Annotated in this window: 15 protein-coding genes; 9 read left to right on the forward strand and 6 right to left on the reverse strand. The window is 45.5% G+C overall.

Going from position 1 to position 17,483, the window contains the following annotated elements; translation table 11 throughout:
* Positions 1–12: 12 nt before the first annotated feature.
* Positions 13–1,221 carry an AGE family epimerase/isomerase gene (locus CEF13_RS05790; RefSeq protein ID WP_102709840.1) on the reverse strand — a complete coding sequence of 403 codons (1,209 nt, stop codon included), beginning with the start codon at positions 1,219–1,221 and terminating at the stop codon, positions 13–15.
* Positions 1,218–2,192, reverse strand: coding sequence for a glycoside hydrolase family 113 (locus tag CEF13_RS05795; protein WP_102709841.1), 975 nt, complete (start codon positions 2,190–2,192; stop codon positions 1,218–1,220). Before CEF13_RS05795 ends, CEF13_RS05790 begins: the two co-directional genes overlap by 4 nt.
* Positions 2,193–2,508: 316 nt before the next feature.
* Here CEF13_RS05795 and CEF13_RS05800 point away from each other — a divergent pair, with 316 nt between their 5' ends.
* From CEF13_RS05800 to lacZ, 6 genes are all read left to right on the forward strand, one after another.
* Entirely contained in the window at positions 2,509–3,822 is a 1,314-nt protein-coding gene (locus CEF13_RS05800; RefSeq protein ID WP_102709842.1) for an ABC transporter substrate-binding protein, read from the forward strand.
* Positions 3,823–3,912: 90 nt separating this feature from the next.
* Positions 3,913–4,803 (forward strand): carbohydrate ABC transporter permease, encoded by an 891-nt coding sequence (locus CEF13_RS05805; RefSeq protein WP_102709843.1) that lies wholly within the window; start codon positions 3,913–3,915, stop codon positions 4,801–4,803.
* A 3-nt stretch (positions 4,804–4,806) separates the two neighbouring features.
* Entirely contained in the window at positions 4,807–5,637 is an 831-nt protein-coding gene (locus CEF13_RS05810) for a carbohydrate ABC transporter permease (RefSeq protein WP_102709844.1), read from the forward strand.
* An 81-nt stretch (positions 5,638–5,718) separates the two neighbouring features.
* Positions 5,719–6,477: a response regulator transcription factor gene (locus CEF13_RS05815; RefSeq protein WP_102709845.1), complete on the forward strand. Its 759-nt coding sequence runs from the start codon at positions 5,719–5,721 to the stop codon at positions 6,475–6,477.
* Between the two features lie 92 nt (positions 6,478–6,569).
* Positions 6,570–8,429, forward strand: coding sequence for an ABC transporter ATP-binding protein (locus CEF13_RS05820; protein ID WP_243864937.1), 1,860 nt, complete (start codon positions 6,570–6,572; stop codon positions 8,427–8,429).
* 181 nt (positions 8,430–8,610) lie between these two features.
* Positions 8,611–11,718, forward strand: a complete 3,108-nt coding sequence (lacZ, locus tag CEF13_RS05825; protein WP_102709846.1) for a beta-galactosidase, LacZ type — start codon at positions 8,611–8,613, stop codon at positions 11,716–11,718.
* A 46-nt stretch (positions 11,719–11,764) separates the two neighbouring features.
* Here the strand turns inward: lacZ and CEF13_RS05830 are convergent, their stop codons facing one another.
* Together CEF13_RS05830 and CEF13_RS05835 are read right to left on the reverse strand one after the other, a co-directional pair.
* Positions 11,765–12,454, reverse strand: coding sequence for an AIM24 family protein (locus CEF13_RS05830; protein WP_102709847.1), 690 nt, complete (start codon positions 12,452–12,454; stop codon positions 11,765–11,767).
* Positions 12,451–12,936, reverse strand: a complete 486-nt coding sequence (locus CEF13_RS05835; RefSeq protein ID WP_102709848.1) for a hypothetical protein — start codon at positions 12,934–12,936, stop codon at positions 12,451–12,453. Before CEF13_RS05835 ends, CEF13_RS05830 begins: the two co-directional genes overlap by 4 nt.
* A 438-nt stretch (positions 12,937–13,374) precedes the next feature.
* Here CEF13_RS05835 and CEF13_RS05840 point away from each other — a divergent pair, with 438 nt between their 5' ends.
* Positions 13,375–13,692: a transposase gene (locus CEF13_RS05840; protein ID WP_102709085.1), complete on the forward strand. Its 318-nt coding sequence runs from the start codon at positions 13,375–13,377 to the stop codon at positions 13,690–13,692.
* Complete coding sequence (locus tag CEF13_RS05845) at positions 13,641–14,564, forward strand: IS3 family transposase (RefSeq protein WP_244917140.1); 924 nt, start codon at positions 13,641–13,643, stop codon at positions 14,562–14,564. Before CEF13_RS05840 ends, CEF13_RS05845 begins: the two co-directional genes overlap by 52 nt.
* A 137-nt stretch (positions 14,565–14,701) precedes the next feature.
* Here CEF13_RS05845 and CEF13_RS05850 read toward each other — a convergent pair whose 3' ends face one another.
* Positions 14,702–15,700: an aldose 1-epimerase gene (locus tag CEF13_RS05850; protein ID WP_102709849.1), complete on the reverse strand. Its 999-nt coding sequence runs from the start codon at positions 15,698–15,700 to the stop codon at positions 14,702–14,704.
* Positions 15,701–15,817: 117 nt separating this feature from the next.
* Positions 15,818–16,180, reverse strand: a complete 363-nt coding sequence (locus tag CEF13_RS05855; RefSeq protein WP_102709850.1) for a LytTR family transcriptional regulator DNA-binding domain-containing protein — start codon at positions 16,178–16,180, stop codon at positions 15,818–15,820.
* Between the two features lie 164 nt (positions 16,181–16,344).
* On the opposite strand from CEF13_RS05855, the gene CEF13_RS05860 reads away from it, so the two are divergent.
* Positions 16,345–17,439: a lactonase family protein gene (locus CEF13_RS05860; RefSeq protein ID WP_102709851.1), complete on the forward strand. Its 1,095-nt coding sequence runs from the start codon at positions 16,345–16,347 to the stop codon at positions 17,437–17,439.
* Positions 17,440–17,483: the final 44 nt, after the last annotated feature.

Here is a 17,483-nt window from a genome sequence, read left to right on the forward strand (position 1 = left end):
TTATAACCTCCATTAGTGTGTGGGTGCGCCCTTCAGGCGTTCAATCATTTCGAAGCATGCACGGCCGTTATGATAAGGACATTTCCAAGGGCTGACCTTCTCGATGTTGTCGCTCGGCGTTCCATCTCGCGTTACACTCCAAAGCCATTCTCCATGCTCTTTGTCTACGATGAAATCTTCGATGAATGACCAAGATCGCACAGCGGCGTCGCGGTACTTCTCTTCCCCGGTCATTTGATAAGCATTGTAGAATCCGACGACTGCTTCTGCTTGCGGCCACCAATCCTTATGCGTATCGATAAGTCCATCCGGTCCTGCTTCATTAAGCAAACCGCCGTCTTCATCAACGCCCTCGTTAAAAGTTGCTTCTGCCATCCGAATAGCGATTGCTTTCACTTCTTCCAGCAGCGCTTCGTCGCCGAGCACTTCCGCAGCTTCAAATAGCAGCCAGCTGCCTTCAATATCGTGTCCGTATGAAATATGCTCTGACCTGTAGTTCCACTGCTCGTCGAAGAAGAGGATGAAATGCGCATTATCGGGATTGACGATGTGCTTAATTGTTATTTCAATAAGCTCCTTCAGTTTGGCGTGAAGCTCATCGGACTTCCAGACGCGATAAAGGTTCGTATAGCCCTCCATAACATGAAGATGCGTATTCATAGACTTCTTCTCGTTCAAATCCTTCTCGCTCAAGCTGTTATCATCCGTTTCCTGCCATTCACGCGTCAATGCTTCGAAATAACCTTTGTATTCCTTGTCATAGCTATAGCGCTCAAGCGTACGGAACAGCTCAATAGCCTGCTGGAGAGCAGCTTCATTCCCCGTCGCACGGTAATATTCAGAGAAAGCGTAAATGGCGAAGGCTTGTCCGTAAACCTGCTTCTTCGTTTCCAACGGGCTGCCTGCTGCATCGACCATCCAGTATAGGCCACCGAATTCATTATCGATAAAATGCTTTTTTACATAGTTGTATGCCCGATCAGCTATTTTCAAATATTGCTCATTGCCTAAAATGCGGTACGCAGAAGCAAATGTCCACAAAATACGCGTGTTCAGGACCAAGCTTTTCCCCGCCTCGGGATTAACGGTCAGGTCTCTGCTAATAAATCCATAGAAGCCGCCGTTTTGTTCGTCAACGGTATGCTTCATCCAGAAGCCGAGGATATTAGACTCCAGCTCCTGCTCAATGCGCTCCAACCATTGCTGATTCAAAACATTCATTTCACTGAACTCTCCTTTGCGGATTCCTTTATTTTGGATGAGTAGTAATTACGAACGGTTTGTTCTGCTTGCTTGCCATACATGCAGTAATCATCATTGGCAGCCGCATCGCTTTCCTCATATAGGCGAGCAGGCCAATCCCAAAGCATGAACCCGCCGACCCAGTCGCGCTTATCAGAGTGAGCAAACATCGTTTCATAGAAACGGCGCTGCACCTCTTCACTTGGCGCTCCCGGCAGTCCCCAGTCATTCGGCAAGTACTCGGAGCCTTCACGGCTTGGACAGCCTGCTTCCATGAAGAAGAATGGCTTTTCGTATTGCTTAACGACCTTCTCAATACGGTCAAGCTGCTCCTCCCACTTATCGATTGGGTAGTAGCCGCTGGAGGAAATGACGTCAACAGCATCCCACCATTTGACTGCACCTTCTTGGTATTTATCGCAATTGTACGTAATGATGCCGGAGTATACTTCCCGCACGTCCGCAATCAATTTGCGCCATTCATTCTCGCGGCGATCGGTTTGGACCATTTCGCAGCCGATGCAGAGCATCTCGCAGCCGGTTTCCTCGGCGATGCGTGCGTAGTGAAGAATGAATTCCGTATAGGAGGCGAACCATTCAGACCATTTAGGCTCGCAAGGAACGTCTGTATCAAAGAAATTGATATGCGCACGCCATGTTCCGTTCGCGCAATTAACGACGGGCTTTAGACAAACCTGAAGCTCCAGCTCTTTCGCCTTATGAATAGCGAAACGAACCTCATCATCCGTTACAGTAGGCTTCTCGCGAAACTTAATTTCCGTTGCTTGCGGATGGTCCTGCAGAGCTCCTAGTGTGACAGCTGTCCAGTTCACGCTTAAACGCTCAGTCATAAGTTCCATAGAACGTTCAGCTTGTGGACCAGTCCACGTGCCGCGCACGCCTGTCCAACCCCATGTCATACCGCCGATATAGGCTGTCTTATTTGTCATTTGAGTCGCCTCGCTTTGTTTATGGTTGATTTGTTATTACTAAAAAAGCACTTTGTTATATAACAAGTAAACATGATTTTTATAGGGTTTGCAATAGATTTCTTCAATTCGGACGGTTCTCAAAAATACGCTTCATTTAATAAGCGAAATCGCGCTCAAAATCCAAGTGAAATCGAGCCGTTATAACAAAGATAACGTTTTCAGAACATGACAGTTTAAGACTATAAATAATATTTTAAACCATTTTAGAACGGTCTCTAATGGGTTATTATCGGAATGTAAGCGGAATCAAATATGAAAAAGGGGGAAATAAAAAATGAAAAAGTTCTTTTCGTTAGCATTTGTTTCTGTAATTATGCTAACATCTTTAGCGGCTTGCGGAGGAAATAATACGAGTAATGCTCCAGCAACTAACAAGCCTGCAGCGAACAACACCGCAACAGAAAAACCGGACGATAAAGGTACAGAAGAGGCTTCAACTATTAAAGGGAAGGTTGTCTTCTTGACTAACCGTACGGACATGGTAGACAAAGAATACGTTGATTATAAAAAGCGCTTTGAAGAGAAATACCCGGGCGTAAATCTTACTTTCGAAACGACAACAGACTATGACCAATCCCTGAAAGTTCGGATCGCTTCCGGTGACTTCCCAGATGTAGTTTTTGTCCCGACAATTCCGAATTCTGAACTGCCTAACTATTTCACACCGCTTGATGATATTCAATTCTCGGATGAGCTTTATTTCAAAGATTTGAAGGCTCATGAAGGCAAAATGTACGGTATTTCTTCCGGCGGTTCAACTGTCGGCATTGTATACAACAAAAAAGCATTCGAAAAAGCAGGCGTTACAGCGGTTCCGACAACCTACGATGAGTTCCTTGCTGCTGCACAGAAGCTGAAAGATGCAGGCATTGTGCCTCTGGCTTCCAACTTCAAGGACAAATGGCCGCTGGATGCATGGGTATATGATGTTCCAACCATTATCGGTGAAGAACCAGCACACCAAAATCTACGCGCTGAAACAGATACGCCTTATACGCTTGACAATGCATACGGTAAATCATGGGGAATTCTTCGTGAGCTTTACACGAAAGGTTTCTTAGAGAAAGACGTTAACTCCACAAACTGGGAGCAGTCGAAGAAAGAAGTAGCTAACGGTACATTCGGTATGTACCTGCTTGGAAACTGGGTTATCAATCAAGTTATCGAGAACGGCGCACCATCTGAAGACATCGGATTCTTCCCATTCCCTGCTGACAACAGCGGCGTAGCGAAAGCTCCACTTAACCCGGACTACTTCTATGCCATTAACAAAAAAGGTAACGTAGAAGCAGCTAAAGCGTTCGTGAAATGGATTATTGAAGAGTCTGGCTATGATGATTTCGCTGGCTTTATTCCAACTTTGAAATCCAAAGAGCCGAAGCTTGCACAGCTTGCAGAATTCAACAGCTTTAATGTGAAATACTTCGAGCCTGCACAGCCAGTAGATGCTGCAACTCAAATTCAAAACAAGGCACAGCTTGACCAAGCAAGTGTTGTACAAGAATTCGTATTGTCCAAAGATCCTCAAAAAGTGTTTGATAAAGTAAACAAAGCTTGGGCGAAAGCGAAAAAAGATCTAGGTCTGTAAGGATTGCGTACAGAATGGATGGCCACTTGACCGGTCATCCATTCTGTACTTTCTGATAATAGAAAGTCGCAGGAAGGATGGGGTGTCATCATGTTTAGCAGGCTGCCTTTTAAAACACAGAAAAATTATGTCGTGTTTGGCTTTGTCGCATTACCGCTTCTGCTCCTCTTCACATTCGCCTATTATCCGGCGCTTGAGCTTATACGCCTAAGCTTTACGAGCTGGGATGGACTGAGTCCGAATAAGCCTTGGATCGGCTGGTCCAATTATCAAGAGGTATTTTCCAATCCAGAAATTTTTGGCGTGTTTAAACATAACTTTGCCTATTTCGCTGTCGGAATTGTACAGAATATCGCCGCGATTTATTTCGCTGTGGTGCTTAACAGCAAACTAAAAGGAAAAAACTTTTTTAGATTGCTGCTATTTCTTCCGTACATCCTTAATGGCGTTGCTGTAGCATACTTATTCGGTTACGTTTTTGATACAACGAATGGATCATTAAATTATTTACTTGGACAGCTTGGATTCGGCGCTTTGTCCGAAACAAGCTGGTTAGGAAACGGATCATTTGTAAACTACACGCTGGCATCTATCGGCTTCTGGCGGTTTATGGGCTTCAATATGGTAATTTATTTAGCAGCGCTTCAATCCATTCCAAGTGATATTTACGAAGCGGCATCGATTGACGGTGCGAATGGCTGGCAGAAATTTATTAGCATCACGCTGCCTAACATTTACAAGATTATTGAGCTTAACTTATTTTTAACAGTTACGGGTTCTTTAGAGGTTTTCGATTTGCCTTATGTCCTTACCAAAGGCGGCCCAGCGGGGGCCAGTGAAACATTCGTTATGAAAATTGTCGAGACGGCTTTCCAGTTTAACAACTATGGCCTGGCTTCAGCGATGAGCGTAGTCTTATTGTTATTCGTAATTATCGTATTATCGATTCAACGCTTCTTGTTGAACGGAAGGGGGGAATAATAAATGACTAAAGCCAATAAGCTTTGGGATTCATTCAAATATTTAACCCTTTTAATAGCGGCCCTAGCGATATTGTTCCCGCCTTATATTATTGTCGTCAATGCTTTCAAGACGAAGGCGGAATTTCAAACCAAATCGTCCATTTCGCTGCCGGACAGCTTTTTTTACTTGAAAAACTTTGCGCAGGCATTTAAGCAAGCGAATATGATTAATGCCTTCGGGAATACCTTATTCATTATTGCATTAACGCTTATATTGAATATTCTAATCGGTTCAGCTTTCTGCTACGCGATTGGCCGCTTTAATTTCAAATTTAAAGGTGTTCTTGTCGGGTTGTTCCTATTTGCTACAATCATCCCGTCAATTACAACCCAGGTTGTCAATTATAAGACGATTCAAACGCTTGGGTTGACTAACAATCTGCTCGGCCCTGTGCTTATCTACGTAGGCGCGGATATATTGCAAATTTATATTTATCTTCAATTCATCAAAAACATTCCTTATGAGCTGGACGAGAGCGCAATGCTGGAAGGTGCTTCGCTAATTCGAATATTCCGCACCATCATTTTCCCGCTGCTTGCGCCAGCTACAGCTACGATTATTATTTTGAAGACGATTGCTATCTACAATGATATGTTCATTCCATTATTGTATTTACCAAGACCTGAGCATGTCGTCATCTCCACATCACTGATGCGCTTCTTCGGAGTCAACAGCGGTGATTGGCAAATGGTATCATCTGCAATCCTCATAATTATGATTCCAACTGCTATCATGTACATGTTCTTGCAAAAATACATTTTCGCGGGTGTTACAAGCGGTGCGGTTAAATAAGCCGCCCGCTTTCTTTTCGTTGCAGTTGCCCCCAATTTAGCGCAAACTAGATGAGGAATCTGCCAAAGGAGACGAGCAAACATGAACATCATCATTGCAGACGACGAGGAATTTATTCGGCTGGGTTTACACAAAATTTTGACGAATATGGACCTGGATATTACGGTTATAGGCTCATACAGCAACGGCATGGACGCATGGGCACATATTTCAAAGCTGAGCGAAGGCGAGCTGGATGTGTTGATTACCGATATCAAAATGCCCATGATGGATGGTCTCAAGCTCATTGAGCATATACGGGATAAGTCGATCGCAACCATTGTGCTTAGCGGCTTTAGTGAATTTGAGTATGCGCGCAAGGCGCTCCGTTTCGGAGTGCGTGATTATTTGCTAAAGCCAATTGATAAAACAAATTTATACGATCTGCTTGCAAGGCTTAAGCAAGAGCGAAACGAGCTGAAGTTGGAAAACGCTGAAACTGCTGGAAGCGGACAAGATTCTATTTCGCAAGAGAAAGAGCATCATGTTATCGAACAGATGAAAAGCATTTTGGAACAGGAATATGACAAAAATTTCGAAATGGAGCGCATTGCCGATACAGTCGGGATGAGTGCCAATTATTTAAGCCGGCTGTTCAAGCAGGAAACAGGAATGACACTGACGGACTATCTAATTGACATTCGAATCGAGAAAGCTAAGCTTTATTTGACCGATCATCCCCATTTGAAAAATTACGAAATATCGCAGCTGGTCGGCTATAGCGATCCGGTTTATTTCAATAAGCTGTTCAAAAAAATGGTCGGAGAAACGCCGAAGGACTACAAAGGAAAGTATCGCTAGCTGATGGAGCCAAATCGAATAAGTTTAACGCCAGATTACACATTTACAGTATCGGGAAATGAGCGTAAGATTGTGGCGGTAGCAGGTGGTGATTGCTTCCAGGCAAACGACATATAGAGCTGCAGAAGGATGGAGAGCAAATGACAGAGAGAGCCGCAAACGCTAACCTCAAGCTGGGCGGATCGAAGGGTTTGGCAAAAACGTTTGAGAATGCGGCGCTGGAGGAGAACAGCAGTCCGTTAAAGTTTCTGTTATCCCTGTACAAAGGTAATTTCGCAAATTTATTCATTTCTTTAATTTTTTTGTTGATAAAAAGTGCGCCCGTTTATGTACTGCCGATTGTAACAGCCAATATCATTAATATTGCAACTAATCCAGCCAAGTATCCGATTAGCGGCATCTGGATGAATTTCTTCATTATATTAATTGTTATATTGCAAAATATACCGACGCACGCGGCGTATATCTCCTTTCTAAGCCGTGCGGTCAGATACGTGGAAGCGGGACTCCGCAGCGCGCTTGTGCGCAAGCTGCAGCAGCTGTCGATTAACTCGCATCGCGAGCTTCCGGCAGGGAAGCTGCAATCAAAGGTGCTGCGCGATGTGGAAGCGGTTGAGATGATGTCGAAGCAGTTCATGCTAGCTTTGGCGCCCGCAGTCGTTAATATTATCGTTTCGTTCATTATTACATTGAATAGCAGCTGGACCGTTTCGCTGTTTTTTGTACTAACGATTCCGATGTCCATTACAATCGTAACGATTTTCCGCCGGAAAATCCGTAAGTCGAACAAGGAGTTCCGCAAGGAAATTGAGCAAATGTCCTCGCGTGTGTCAGAGATGGTCGAGATGATTCCCATCACGAGAGCTCACGGGCTGGAGAAGGTTGAAATCGCAAAGATTGATTCAACCCTGCAAAATATTCAAGGCAAAGGCTATCGGCTTGATTTGGTTGAAGCTTTTTTCGGATCAACGAACTGGGTTACATTCCAAATTTTCCAGGTGCTATGTTTAATGTTTACTTCTTACCTCGCCTATAATGGAGAAATTCAAGTGGGCGATGTGGTCATGTATCAAGGCTTTTTTGCTATGATCTTGGCATCCGTCACCGGCCTTATTAACATTTATCCGCAAATTGCCAAGGGTTTGGAATCGATACATTCCATTAAAGAAATTCTCGTTTCAAAGGATATTGAGAATAATAGCGGTAAAACAAAGCTAGCAGATGTACGCGGACAGTTTTCATTCCAAGGCGTAGAGCTGATGTATCCTGACAGTGAGTACCATGTGCTGGAGGATGTTACGCTTGACGTCAAGGCGGGCGAGAGCATCGCGTTTGTCGGCGCATCCGGTGCAGGGAAATCGACCGTGCTCAATTTGGTCATCGGCTTCCTGCAGCCGACAGGCGGCAAAGTGCTGATGGATGGCATTAATTTAGCCGACATTGACCTGCGCAGCTATCGGAAGCATTTGGCCGTTGTGCCCCAGACGAATATCTTGTTCTCAGGAACGATTCGCGACAACATTACATACGGCCTGCGTGAAATTAGCGAAGAGCAGGTGCAGCGTGTAGTGGAAATGGCTAATCTGTCTGAGTTCATTGAGCAGCTGCCGAATGGTCTGGATACGATGGTGGGCGAGCATGGCGGTAAGCTTTCAGGCGGCCAGCGCCAGCGGATTGCCATTGCTCGTGCACTTGTCCGCGATCCCAAAATCATTATTTTGGACGAAGCGACCTCCGCACTTGATAATGAGTCGGAATTCCATGTTCAGAAGGCGATGCAGGAGCTCATTAAGGGCAGAACAACGTTTATCGTCGCGCATCGCTTGTCTACCATTCGCGATGCTGATCGCATTGTTGTTATGAAGAAGGGCCGAATTGTAGAGGTTGGAACGTTCGATGAGCTGATGTCGAGCAAGGGTGAGTTCTATAATTTGAAACAGCTTCAGCTGTAGGAAATAGTAGTGAATAAAGCTGTTCAGGGGGATCGTATGCCTGGGCAGCTTTTATTATTTGGCGTAGCGTTAGTTTCATATTTTTATAGAAACACTTGAAAATTGTAGGATTAAACAAAGATGTTGAATGATTTATACTGTGAATATCATGTAAAGATATAGGGGAGAGGTGCTGACTGTTTTGCGTAAAAAACTAATATATTCACCGCCTGCTAATGGCTATCCGGAATGGAACAACAATCCGGAGCTTTTTCAATTGAATCGAATGGAAGCTCATGCATCGCTTATGCCCTTTAATACAATAGAGGAGGCATGGGGACGCAAGCACAGCCAATCAACCAATTATTTATTGTTGAACGGACAGTGGAAGTTTGCATTTGCTCCGAATGCTCAATCTCGAATTGCAAATTTTTACGAAAAAGATTATGACTATAGCAGCTGGGATGACATAGCGGTGCCTGCCCATTGGCAGCTGCAGGGCTATGATTATCCGCAATATACAAATGTGGTATATCCTTGGGTTGGCAAGGAGGATATTAAACCTCCGTTCGCGCCGACTGCTTACAACCCGGTAGGCTCTTATGCACGCAGCTTTACCGTTCCTGCCGGCTGGACGGGCAAGCCTGTCTTTATAAGCTTTCAAGGCGTAGAATCCGCATTCTATGTTTGGCTTAACGGAGAGCTTGTCGGTTTCAGCCAGGATACTTTTACTCCATCGGAATTTGATCTTACTCCATACTTAGTAGAAGGCGAGAATAGGCTTGCCGTTGAGGTGTATCGCTGGTCTGATGCAAGCTGGCTTGAGGATCAGGATTTCTGGCGGATGAGCGGTATTTTCCGGGATGTCTATTTATATACAACGCCAGAAGCGCATATTTACGATTATTTTGTGAAAACAGAGCTTGATAAGCAGTATCAGGATGCCGAGTTCATCGTGGATACGAAGCTAATGAACTATTTCGGCAATCAGCTTGGCGAGCTAACGATTGAAGCTTCCTTATTCGACGCGAATCAGAATGCCGTATTCCCATCGCCGTTAACGATGAAGACGAAAGTCGAAGGCGAGGAATTCACTTCGGCAACTCTTCGCGGACATGTCGCCAACCCGCTCAAGTGGAGCGCGGAGCAGCCCAATCTGTACACTTTAATATTGAGCCTAAGGAATGAGGATAACGTGCTGCTTGAAGCATTAAGCTGTAAAGTGGGCTTCCGAAAGTTTGAAATTAAAGACGGTTTGATGCAAATTAATGGTCGCCGAATTATGTTCAAGGGTGTAAACCGCCACGAGTTCTCCTGCGACACTGGCCGCGCGATCAGCGAGGCGGATATGCTGAAGGATATACAGCTCATGAAGCAATATAACATTAATGCGGTGCGTACGTCGCATTATCCGAATAACTCGCTTTGGTATAAGCTTTGTGATGAATACGGGTTATATGTCATTGATGAAACGAATTTAGAAACACATGGCGCTTGGTCCTATGGACAGAAGGAGCTAGGCTCTGCTGTGCCGGGAAGCTTGCCGGAATGGACAGATGCCGTGCTTGATCGTTGTAACTCCATGCTGCAGCGCGACAAGAACCATGCCTCCATCGTCATTTGGTCGCTTGGCAATGAATCGTTTGGCGGCGACAACTTCATTAAAATGCATGATTACCTGCGTGAAGCTGATCCTTCGCGTGTCGTTCATTATGAAGGAGCGTTCCATTGGCGTGCTTCTGAAGCAGCTTCAGATATTGAAAGCCATATGTACACAAGTCCGCAAGGTGTCGAGCAGTATGCGCGGAATAATCCGCAGAAGCCGTTTATTTTATGTGAGTACAGTCATGCAATGGGCAATTCATGCGGCGGCTTGCATGTGTATTGGGATATTTTCGAGAAGTATCCGGTGCTGCAGGGCGGCTTCATCTGGGATTGGATCGATCAATCCATTCGTGTAACGGATCAAGATGGTGTCGTGAAAATGATGTATGGCGGCGACTTTGGCGATTCTCCTAATGACGGCAATTTCTGTGGAAACGGTATTATTTTCGCGGATCGCTCTGTATCTCCTAAGCTTCAAGAGGTCAAGAAGGTTTATCAGAACGCAAAGTTCGAAGCGGTAGATTTGGCGAGTGGTGTGCTGAAGGTGACAAACCGTCATTTGTTCAGTTCGCTTGATCAGTTTACGCTAGCTTGGACGGTTGCGATTGATGGCGTTACGGTGCAGGAAGGCACAGCACAAGCAGCGGCAGCACCGGAAACGGAAGAAACATTAGCTATTCCATACACGCTGCCGGAGCTGTCCAGCGGAACGGAGGAAGCGATATTAACGGTTCAGCTTCTATTGAAACAAAATAAGCTTTGGGCCGATGCGGGACATGAGATTGCGTTCGAGCAATTCGTTCTGCCTGCACCCATTAAAGCAGGCATTGAGCGAGTAGAAGCGAAGCCTGCAATTGCAGTAGAGGATACAGAAGCAGCTGTAATCGTTCGCGGACAGTGTTTCACTGCTGCCTTCGACAAAAAGAGAGGAAGCCTTGTGTCTTACAATTGGAAGGGAGCTGAACGGTTGTCTCATGAGTTGGCTCCGAACTTCTGGCGGGCTTACACGGATAATGATCGCGGCAACAAGCAGAATGAGCGTTCAGCGACTTGGCGAGAGGCAGGTGCCGAACGGGTGCTTCGCGGCCTTTCTTACGGGATTGAAGGCAGCATGCTGACTGTTCAAGTGTTCTATAGCTTGCCGACTACAGTCGTATCCTTCTTATCGATCGTTTATAAGGTGAGCGGAGATGGCGAGGTGCAGGTATATGAAGAGCTGCAGCCGGGCGCGAGCCTGCCCGAAATTCCAGAGGTAGGCATCCTCTTCCATATGCCTGCACAGTTTGATCAAGTGAGCTGGTATGGCAAAGGGCCGGATGAAACCTACTTTGACCGGCAAACAGGCGGCAAACTGGGACGGTATAATGGCAAAGTTAAGGATCAGATGGTTCCCTACATTCGTCCGCAGGAGTGCGGCAACAAAATGGACGTTCGCCAAGCGGAAGTAACCAACGCGCTAGGAGAAGGACTTCTATTGAAGGGGTCGCCGTATTTCGAGCTTAATGTACTGCCTTATACACCATTTGAGCTGGAAGCGCATGATCATATTCATAAGCTGCCAGTCAGCGATAAGACAGTCGTGAGAGTGAATCATAAGCAGATGGGTGTAGGCGGCCATGACAGCTGGGGTCAGCGTCCGGAGAACGAGCATATTTTGTTCGCAAACCGCGTTTATACACATCGTTTCTCTATTCAAGGTATTTAATGCAGAAGAGGCTGCCTTTCGTCTAATGACGATAGGCCAGCCTCTTTTATTTAATATAAATGCCGCCAAAAGGCAGCACTTCACGCAATACCCGCTTAATGAAGCCTCCGTTTTGCAGCTGCTCCTCAAGCTCGACATCGCGGGAGCCGGTCTGAATCAAGACAGGGCCGCTGCCGCGAATTTCCCATTGCACATTCATATGCTGGCTGGCGAGCTTGTTTCCGTATACAGACAGCTGAATAGACGCGTTCGCAGGATAGGCAACAAGAGCCCCGGTCTCTACGTAAAGCGGACGATCATGCTGCAGCTGAATCGATTTCATATCGCCGGCCGTTATAATGCCAAGCCTGCCTGGTCCAGTGAAGCGCATCCGTACAAATTCCTTAGTAATCCAAGCGTTCTTGAGCTTCTGTACGACAGATTTCAGCTTCATGCCGTCTGAGAAAAAAATGACATGGCGAAAATCGAACAGTAGATCGCTTTTTGCATCAATTTCCACCGTTTCGAGCGAGCATCCCCGAGGCAGGCCAATGATGAATTCAGCAGGTCCTGACAGAAGAGAACGAATCCATTTCTTCTTGCGGTACATGCCAGCCAAATCCATGAAGCGATCTTCACGGTTCTGCGGTGCTCCCTGATAGGCGATAATAGACTTGGGGTGAAGCACATGCAGTCTCTCTTCATCTTCCAGCTTGATGTGCACATGTCCGATCTGAACGGGGACGTTTATATTCATCCGCTGATCCCTCTTCTGCCGGCTCTTGTCTGCTTACGCCATACCAAATAGCGCCAAACACGCAGAGCTATGATATAAGCGGCAAATATAGCGACGATAATGATAATCGTATTAATAAATTTGCGTATGAAAGATTGCTTGTCCTGCTTCGCTTTCTCTACCTCAGCCTGCAGGCTGGCGTTTTGCGCAATTAGCTGCTCGTTCTGCAAGCGGAATTTCTCATTCTGCTCTAGCAGCTCCTGCTGCTGGCGGGCGTATTCTTCGGCTGCCTGAAGAGACTCTTCAAGCTGCTGCTGTTGTTCTGCCAGTGCGGCTTTCGCATCTAAATATTGGGATTCCAGCTCGCTTATTTTCTCTGGTGTATTGTATATGTCTTTGATCCGATCGAAAAATCCAGCATCGGCGGTTGGATAAGGGGATGCTGCACAAAAAATACATAAGAGGCATACAAGTACGATTGCTTTCGTTAATGGCTGTCGCATCATATTCTCCCTTCAATTCTCGACATAAGAGGGGCGATGCTTACATTTTACAGTCTTTCCCGACAATAGTCACCCTTGTCCTACAAAAAAAAGCTGCCCCAATAGCCGTTTAAGACCTTGGGGCAGCTCCATTTTGTTTTTAGCTTTAATTTGTCGGAAATAACGGAGGTTAAGAAATAGAGCTAGTTTCTAGCTCTATTTCTCCTGAAACAGCCTAAGTTTGTGGAATAGAGCTAGTTTCTAGCTCTATTCTATGCAGCTGTAGCGAAATGAGCTCATTTCCGCCATTTGTCTGAGAAATAGAGCTAACTTCTAGCTCTATTTCTCCTGAAACAGCCTAAGTTTGTGGAATAGAGCTAGTTTTAGAGCTAGAATAAAAAGTGGACACCTGTTAAGGAGAAATGGATAATTTACTTAACGAAGAAAGAGGTGTCCTTTATGGGGGAGCAACGTCAACGATTTAATGAAGATTTTAAGAAGCAAACGGTTAAATATATTCAGGATCAGACGAAGTCCGTACCGGAGATTGCTACAGAATTAAATATTTCCTCGAGTACTGTACACAAATGGTTAGCCAAGTACCGAGAATTCGACAATGAATCTTTAGCAAACCCCGAGAAAGTTCGTCAATTAGAACAACAATTAAAAGAGAAAGAACGCGAAAATCAACTGAAAGAGCGAGCGCTAGCAGATCTCCAAGAAGAATTGGCCATTTTAAAAAAGGCTCTGCACATCTTCAGCAAAGAAAAGAACTAAGGTTCCAATTTGTCGAAGATCATCGCTCTGAGTATCGACTAGAGAAGATGTGCAAGGTCATGGAGATTTCTCGGAGCGGTTATTATAAGTGGAAACTAGCTAAACCTAGTGAGCAAAAGCTTCGCAAGGCAGCTGTAATCGAGCGAATCAACTATCATTTCCACGATACCAAAGGGATCTATGGTAGTCCGAAGATTACCCATATGCTCTCGTTAGAGGGCATAAACACCTGTGAACGTACGGTAAGCAACTATATGAATGAGGTAGGATTGCGTTCCTGTGTTTCAAGGAAATTCAGAGTAAACACCACCGATTCCAACCATGACCAGCCTGTAGCTCCGAACATCCTGAATCAACAGTTTGCTACAGAGGAGCCTAACCGGGTGTGGGCAGCGGATATTACCTACATTCCTTGTCGTGAAGGACGACTTTATTTGGCCAGTGTTCTCGACCTCTGTACACGTGAAATTGTAGGTTGGCGGCTTGCTGCTCGAATGACTGTTGAACTTGTCCTTGGCGCATTAGAAGATGCTTTTAAGACGAAAAAACCCAAAAAGGGACTTATCCATCACTCCGATCGTGGTTCGCAGTATGCTTCTGCCGAATATCGAGAAAAGCTTTCCTCCTATAAGATGACAGCCAGCATGAGCCGTAAAGGTAACTGTTATGACAACGCGAGTATGGAATCTTTTCATAGCGTACTCAAGAAAGAGCTGGTTTACTGCAAGACATTCAAGACGAAGAAGCAAGCTTATGATGAAATATTCCAATACATTGAGCTTTTCTATAATCGCAAACGTATCCATAGCTCACTTGGCTATTTATCACCAGTTCGCTTTGCTGCGCTTTTTCATAAGAAAAGCGCTAGCTAATTCTCCTAAATAAGTGTCCACTTTATTGACAGAGGTCCATTTCTAGCTCTATTCTATGCAGCTGTAACGATATGAGCTCATTTCCGCCAATTGCTTGCGATTTAGCCTCACGCATGACAGCGATTTCACTTTAGATTTTATTTTCTGACATACAAGCGGCTAGTTTCTTCCCAAATGCCGCCCGGCTCTAGCGAGACAAGTCCAATTTGGTCAGCCGGCAAATCAACATTTGGCGCGTTAACCAAATTAAGCTGCGGCTCTGGACAGAAAAATCCTGGTGTTGCATTGTTATTCCAAATCATCCACTGCTTATAAGCGGTTCCAACATCGTATACTAGCGTTACATCATTGCGGGAATCGGTAAGCACCATTGAGTTGCGGCCATTTTGTGGTTCAGTTGTATAGTGGTTATCCATGGACTCCCATATAGGAGAGAGGCCTGTCGTCTTCATAGCTTCTTCTTCAGCGCTAAGCGGCTGATAGCTGCCTGTAGGAAGCATACGCTCATTCAGCTCCCAACGATTGCCGATTGTAAGCGTGTAGCGATAGTCATCCACGGTGCTGTTCGGTGCGAAAGGTGCGTTGATGGCCGTGTGAAAGGCAATCATGCAAGGCATTGCGTCGGTCCCTTCATTATGTACGGACACATGCTGCAGAAGACCGGCGTCGCTTAAAGAGTAGCGAAGCTTGATCGTGAAGCAATGCGGCAGATAAGTATAGATCTGGTGGCTCTCATTAATTGATATTTGAAGTGAAACGTAGCTTTCCGTTTTATTCGTGCCAAAGTCCTCAACGCTCCAAGCAGCGGTATGGAAAAAGCCGTGCAGGTGGTTGCCGGTCTTGGCTTCGTTAACTGGAAACGTATACGTTCTGCCATTCCAAGTAAAAGTGCCGTCTTCATAGCGGTTAGGGGGAAATAGAACGGGAATGCCATGAATGCCCGGATTAGCGCGGAAGCCATCCATTTCTTCTGCAGAAGGCTCGCGCAAGAAGGTATAATTGTTTTCTTTGTCACGGAATGCGATCAGATTGGCTCCTACCTGCGGCAATACTGCCGCTTCATACGGGCCCCATTGCAGCCAAATGGCTTGCTCGTCATGGAATGCTTGCTCGAATGCTTGTCCTTGCGTAGTCATGAAAGTCCTCCTAAAAATTTTATATAATGACTTATTCCACCTTAGAATAACAGGGCAGAACGAAACAAACAACCGCCCTGTTCCGTGTTTAACGGAAATAGGACGGCTGGCTGTCAATTATGTCGTTATACGCAGATCCTTGTTCGATGAGATCTTTGAGAAAAGCTTCTGGATAACGAATTGCTTGCGGCGATTGACCGATACTTGCTTCGACTCCGAGATGTCAGATCCGAAATAAATGGTCCCGTCTGCGATGGCTTTGATTTTGCCGATATTAATGTAGCAGTTAGAGCTGATTTGATAGAAGTTTTGTTCATTTGTCAGTTGACGAAGCTGATCGGCAGTCATTCTTTTCTTTATATTATAGTTTCTGCCATGGAAGCTTACGAGTCCTTGAATTCCAATCTTGAAATAAAGCACGTCTGATTCCAACTGGAAATCCTCATAAATATTGCGTTCGCTCAGTACAACATTCATCATCTCAACTACCCCCTTTAGAAATGTGAATCGCTGAATTGTTAGCGCTTCCATTGTAACATGTCACAATAGCTTTTGTGAAGTATTTTAAATAAAAATACATTGTTTGCCGAGACGTCATATGCTATGTTCACTGTAAAGCAAAAAACGGAAAGGGATGAGAGCATTTGAATAAAGAAAATAGTCGCCCGATTTACAGCGGCATCCTATATATAGGATCGTACGGAGCGGCCGAAGAGACAACGATTCATGTTTGCAGCTTTAATGGAGAAACAGGAAAAATATCAATCATTCAGCATGTGAACGGTGTTGAGAATGCTTCATATCTTACAGTTCATCCGAATGGTCAACATTTATATGCTGCAAGCGAGACCGCAACGACGGGCGATTCGGACGGCGGCTCGGTAGTTGCGTTTCATATTGATGAAGCAACCGGCCAGCTTAGAGCGTCAAATAGCCGCTCACTTACACATGGCGCGCATACATGCTACATAAGCACGGATGACAAAGGCCAGGCGCTTTTTGCGGCAAATTATACGGGTGGAAATGTTGCCTTGATCCCCCTAAACGCGCAGGGAGAATTAGCGGCTGAAGCCATCGTCCAGCAGCATGAAGGTGAGCTTGGACCTAATTCGTCAAGGCAGGATGCGCCTCATGCGCATTGCATTGTTCCGATGCCTCATTCCTCATTTGTGTGCGCAGCGGATTTGGGCATTGATGCTATCGTCATTTATCGCTATGATGCGAAGCTGAATACGATCACGCTGCATGGCAAAGCTGAGGTTCAACGTGGGGCTGGGCCGCGTCATATCATTTTCCATCCCAATCTGGCCGTTGGCTATGTTATGAATGAGCTGGATTCAACCATTACTTTATTGAAGGCAGACAAAGAGCTTGGAACGCTTGAGGCAGGTCATACGGTATCGGCTTTGCCATCAGGCTTCAACGGCTATAACGATACGGCGGACATTCATCTCGATCCGTCTGGCCGTTATTTGTATGGCTCGAATCGCGGACATAACAGTATAGCGGTATTTGCAGTTGACCAAGAGAGCGGAGAACTGTCTCTCGTTCAGCATATCGATTGCGGCGGGGAAACGCCCCGCAACTTTGTAATTAGTCCGGATGGCCTGCATCTGCTTGCAGCTAATCAGAAAACGGGCAATGTCGTCGTATTCAGCATTGATGCTGACAGTGGAATGCTAATCAAAACAGATTCAACGCTGCAATTATCAAGTCCCGTATGCTTAAAGTTTGCCTGAGGGAATTATATTCGCCTCGAACTGTGAGGAGAAGAATCGGTTTA

The organism is Paenibacillus castaneae, assembly GCF_002884445.1.
GTDB classification, from domain to species: Bacteria; Bacillota; Bacilli; order Paenibacillales; family Paenibacillaceae; genus Pristimantibacillus; species Pristimantibacillus castaneae.

Excerpts from the sequence above, each read along its gene's own strand:
- CEF13_RS05790 (WP_102709840.1), bottom strand. The coding sequence starts at position 1,221 with ATGAATGTTTTGAATCAGCAATGGTTGGAGCGCATTGAGCAGGAGCTG.
- CEF13_RS05795 (WP_102709841.1), bottom strand. The coding sequence starts at position 2,192 with ATGACAAATAAGACAGCCTATATCGGCGGTATGACATGGGGTTGGACA.
- CEF13_RS05800 (WP_102709842.1), top strand. The coding sequence starts at position 2,509 with ATGAAAAAGTTCTTTTCGTTAGCATTTGTTTCTGTAATTATGCTAACA.
- CEF13_RS05805 (WP_102709843.1), top strand. The coding sequence starts at position 3,913 with ATGTTTAGCAGGCTGCCTTTTAAAACACAGAAAAATTATGTCGTGTTT.
- CEF13_RS05810 (WP_102709844.1), top strand. The coding sequence starts at position 4,807 with ATGACTAAAGCCAATAAGCTTTGGGATTCATTCAAATATTTAACCCTT.
- CEF13_RS05815 (WP_102709845.1), top strand. The coding sequence starts at position 5,719 with ATGAACATCATCATTGCAGACGACGAGGAATTTATTCGGCTGGGTTTA.
- CEF13_RS05830 (WP_102709847.1), bottom strand. The coding sequence starts at position 12,454 with ATGAATATAAACGTCCCCGTTCAGATCGGACATGTGCACATCAAGCTG.
- CEF13_RS05835 (WP_102709848.1), bottom strand. The coding sequence starts at position 12,936 with ATGCGACAGCCATTAACGAAAGCAATCGTACTTGTATGCCTCTTATGT.
- CEF13_RS05840 (WP_102709085.1), top strand. The coding sequence starts at position 13,375 with ATGGGGGAGCAACGTCAACGATTTAATGAAGATTTTAAGAAGCAAACG.
- CEF13_RS05850 (WP_102709849.1), bottom strand. The coding sequence starts at position 15,700 with ATGACTACGCAAGGACAAGCATTCGAGCAAGCATTCCATGACGAGCAA.
- CEF13_RS05855 (WP_102709850.1), bottom strand. The coding sequence starts at position 16,180 with ATGATGAATGTTGTACTGAGCGAACGCAATATTTATGAGGATTTCCAG.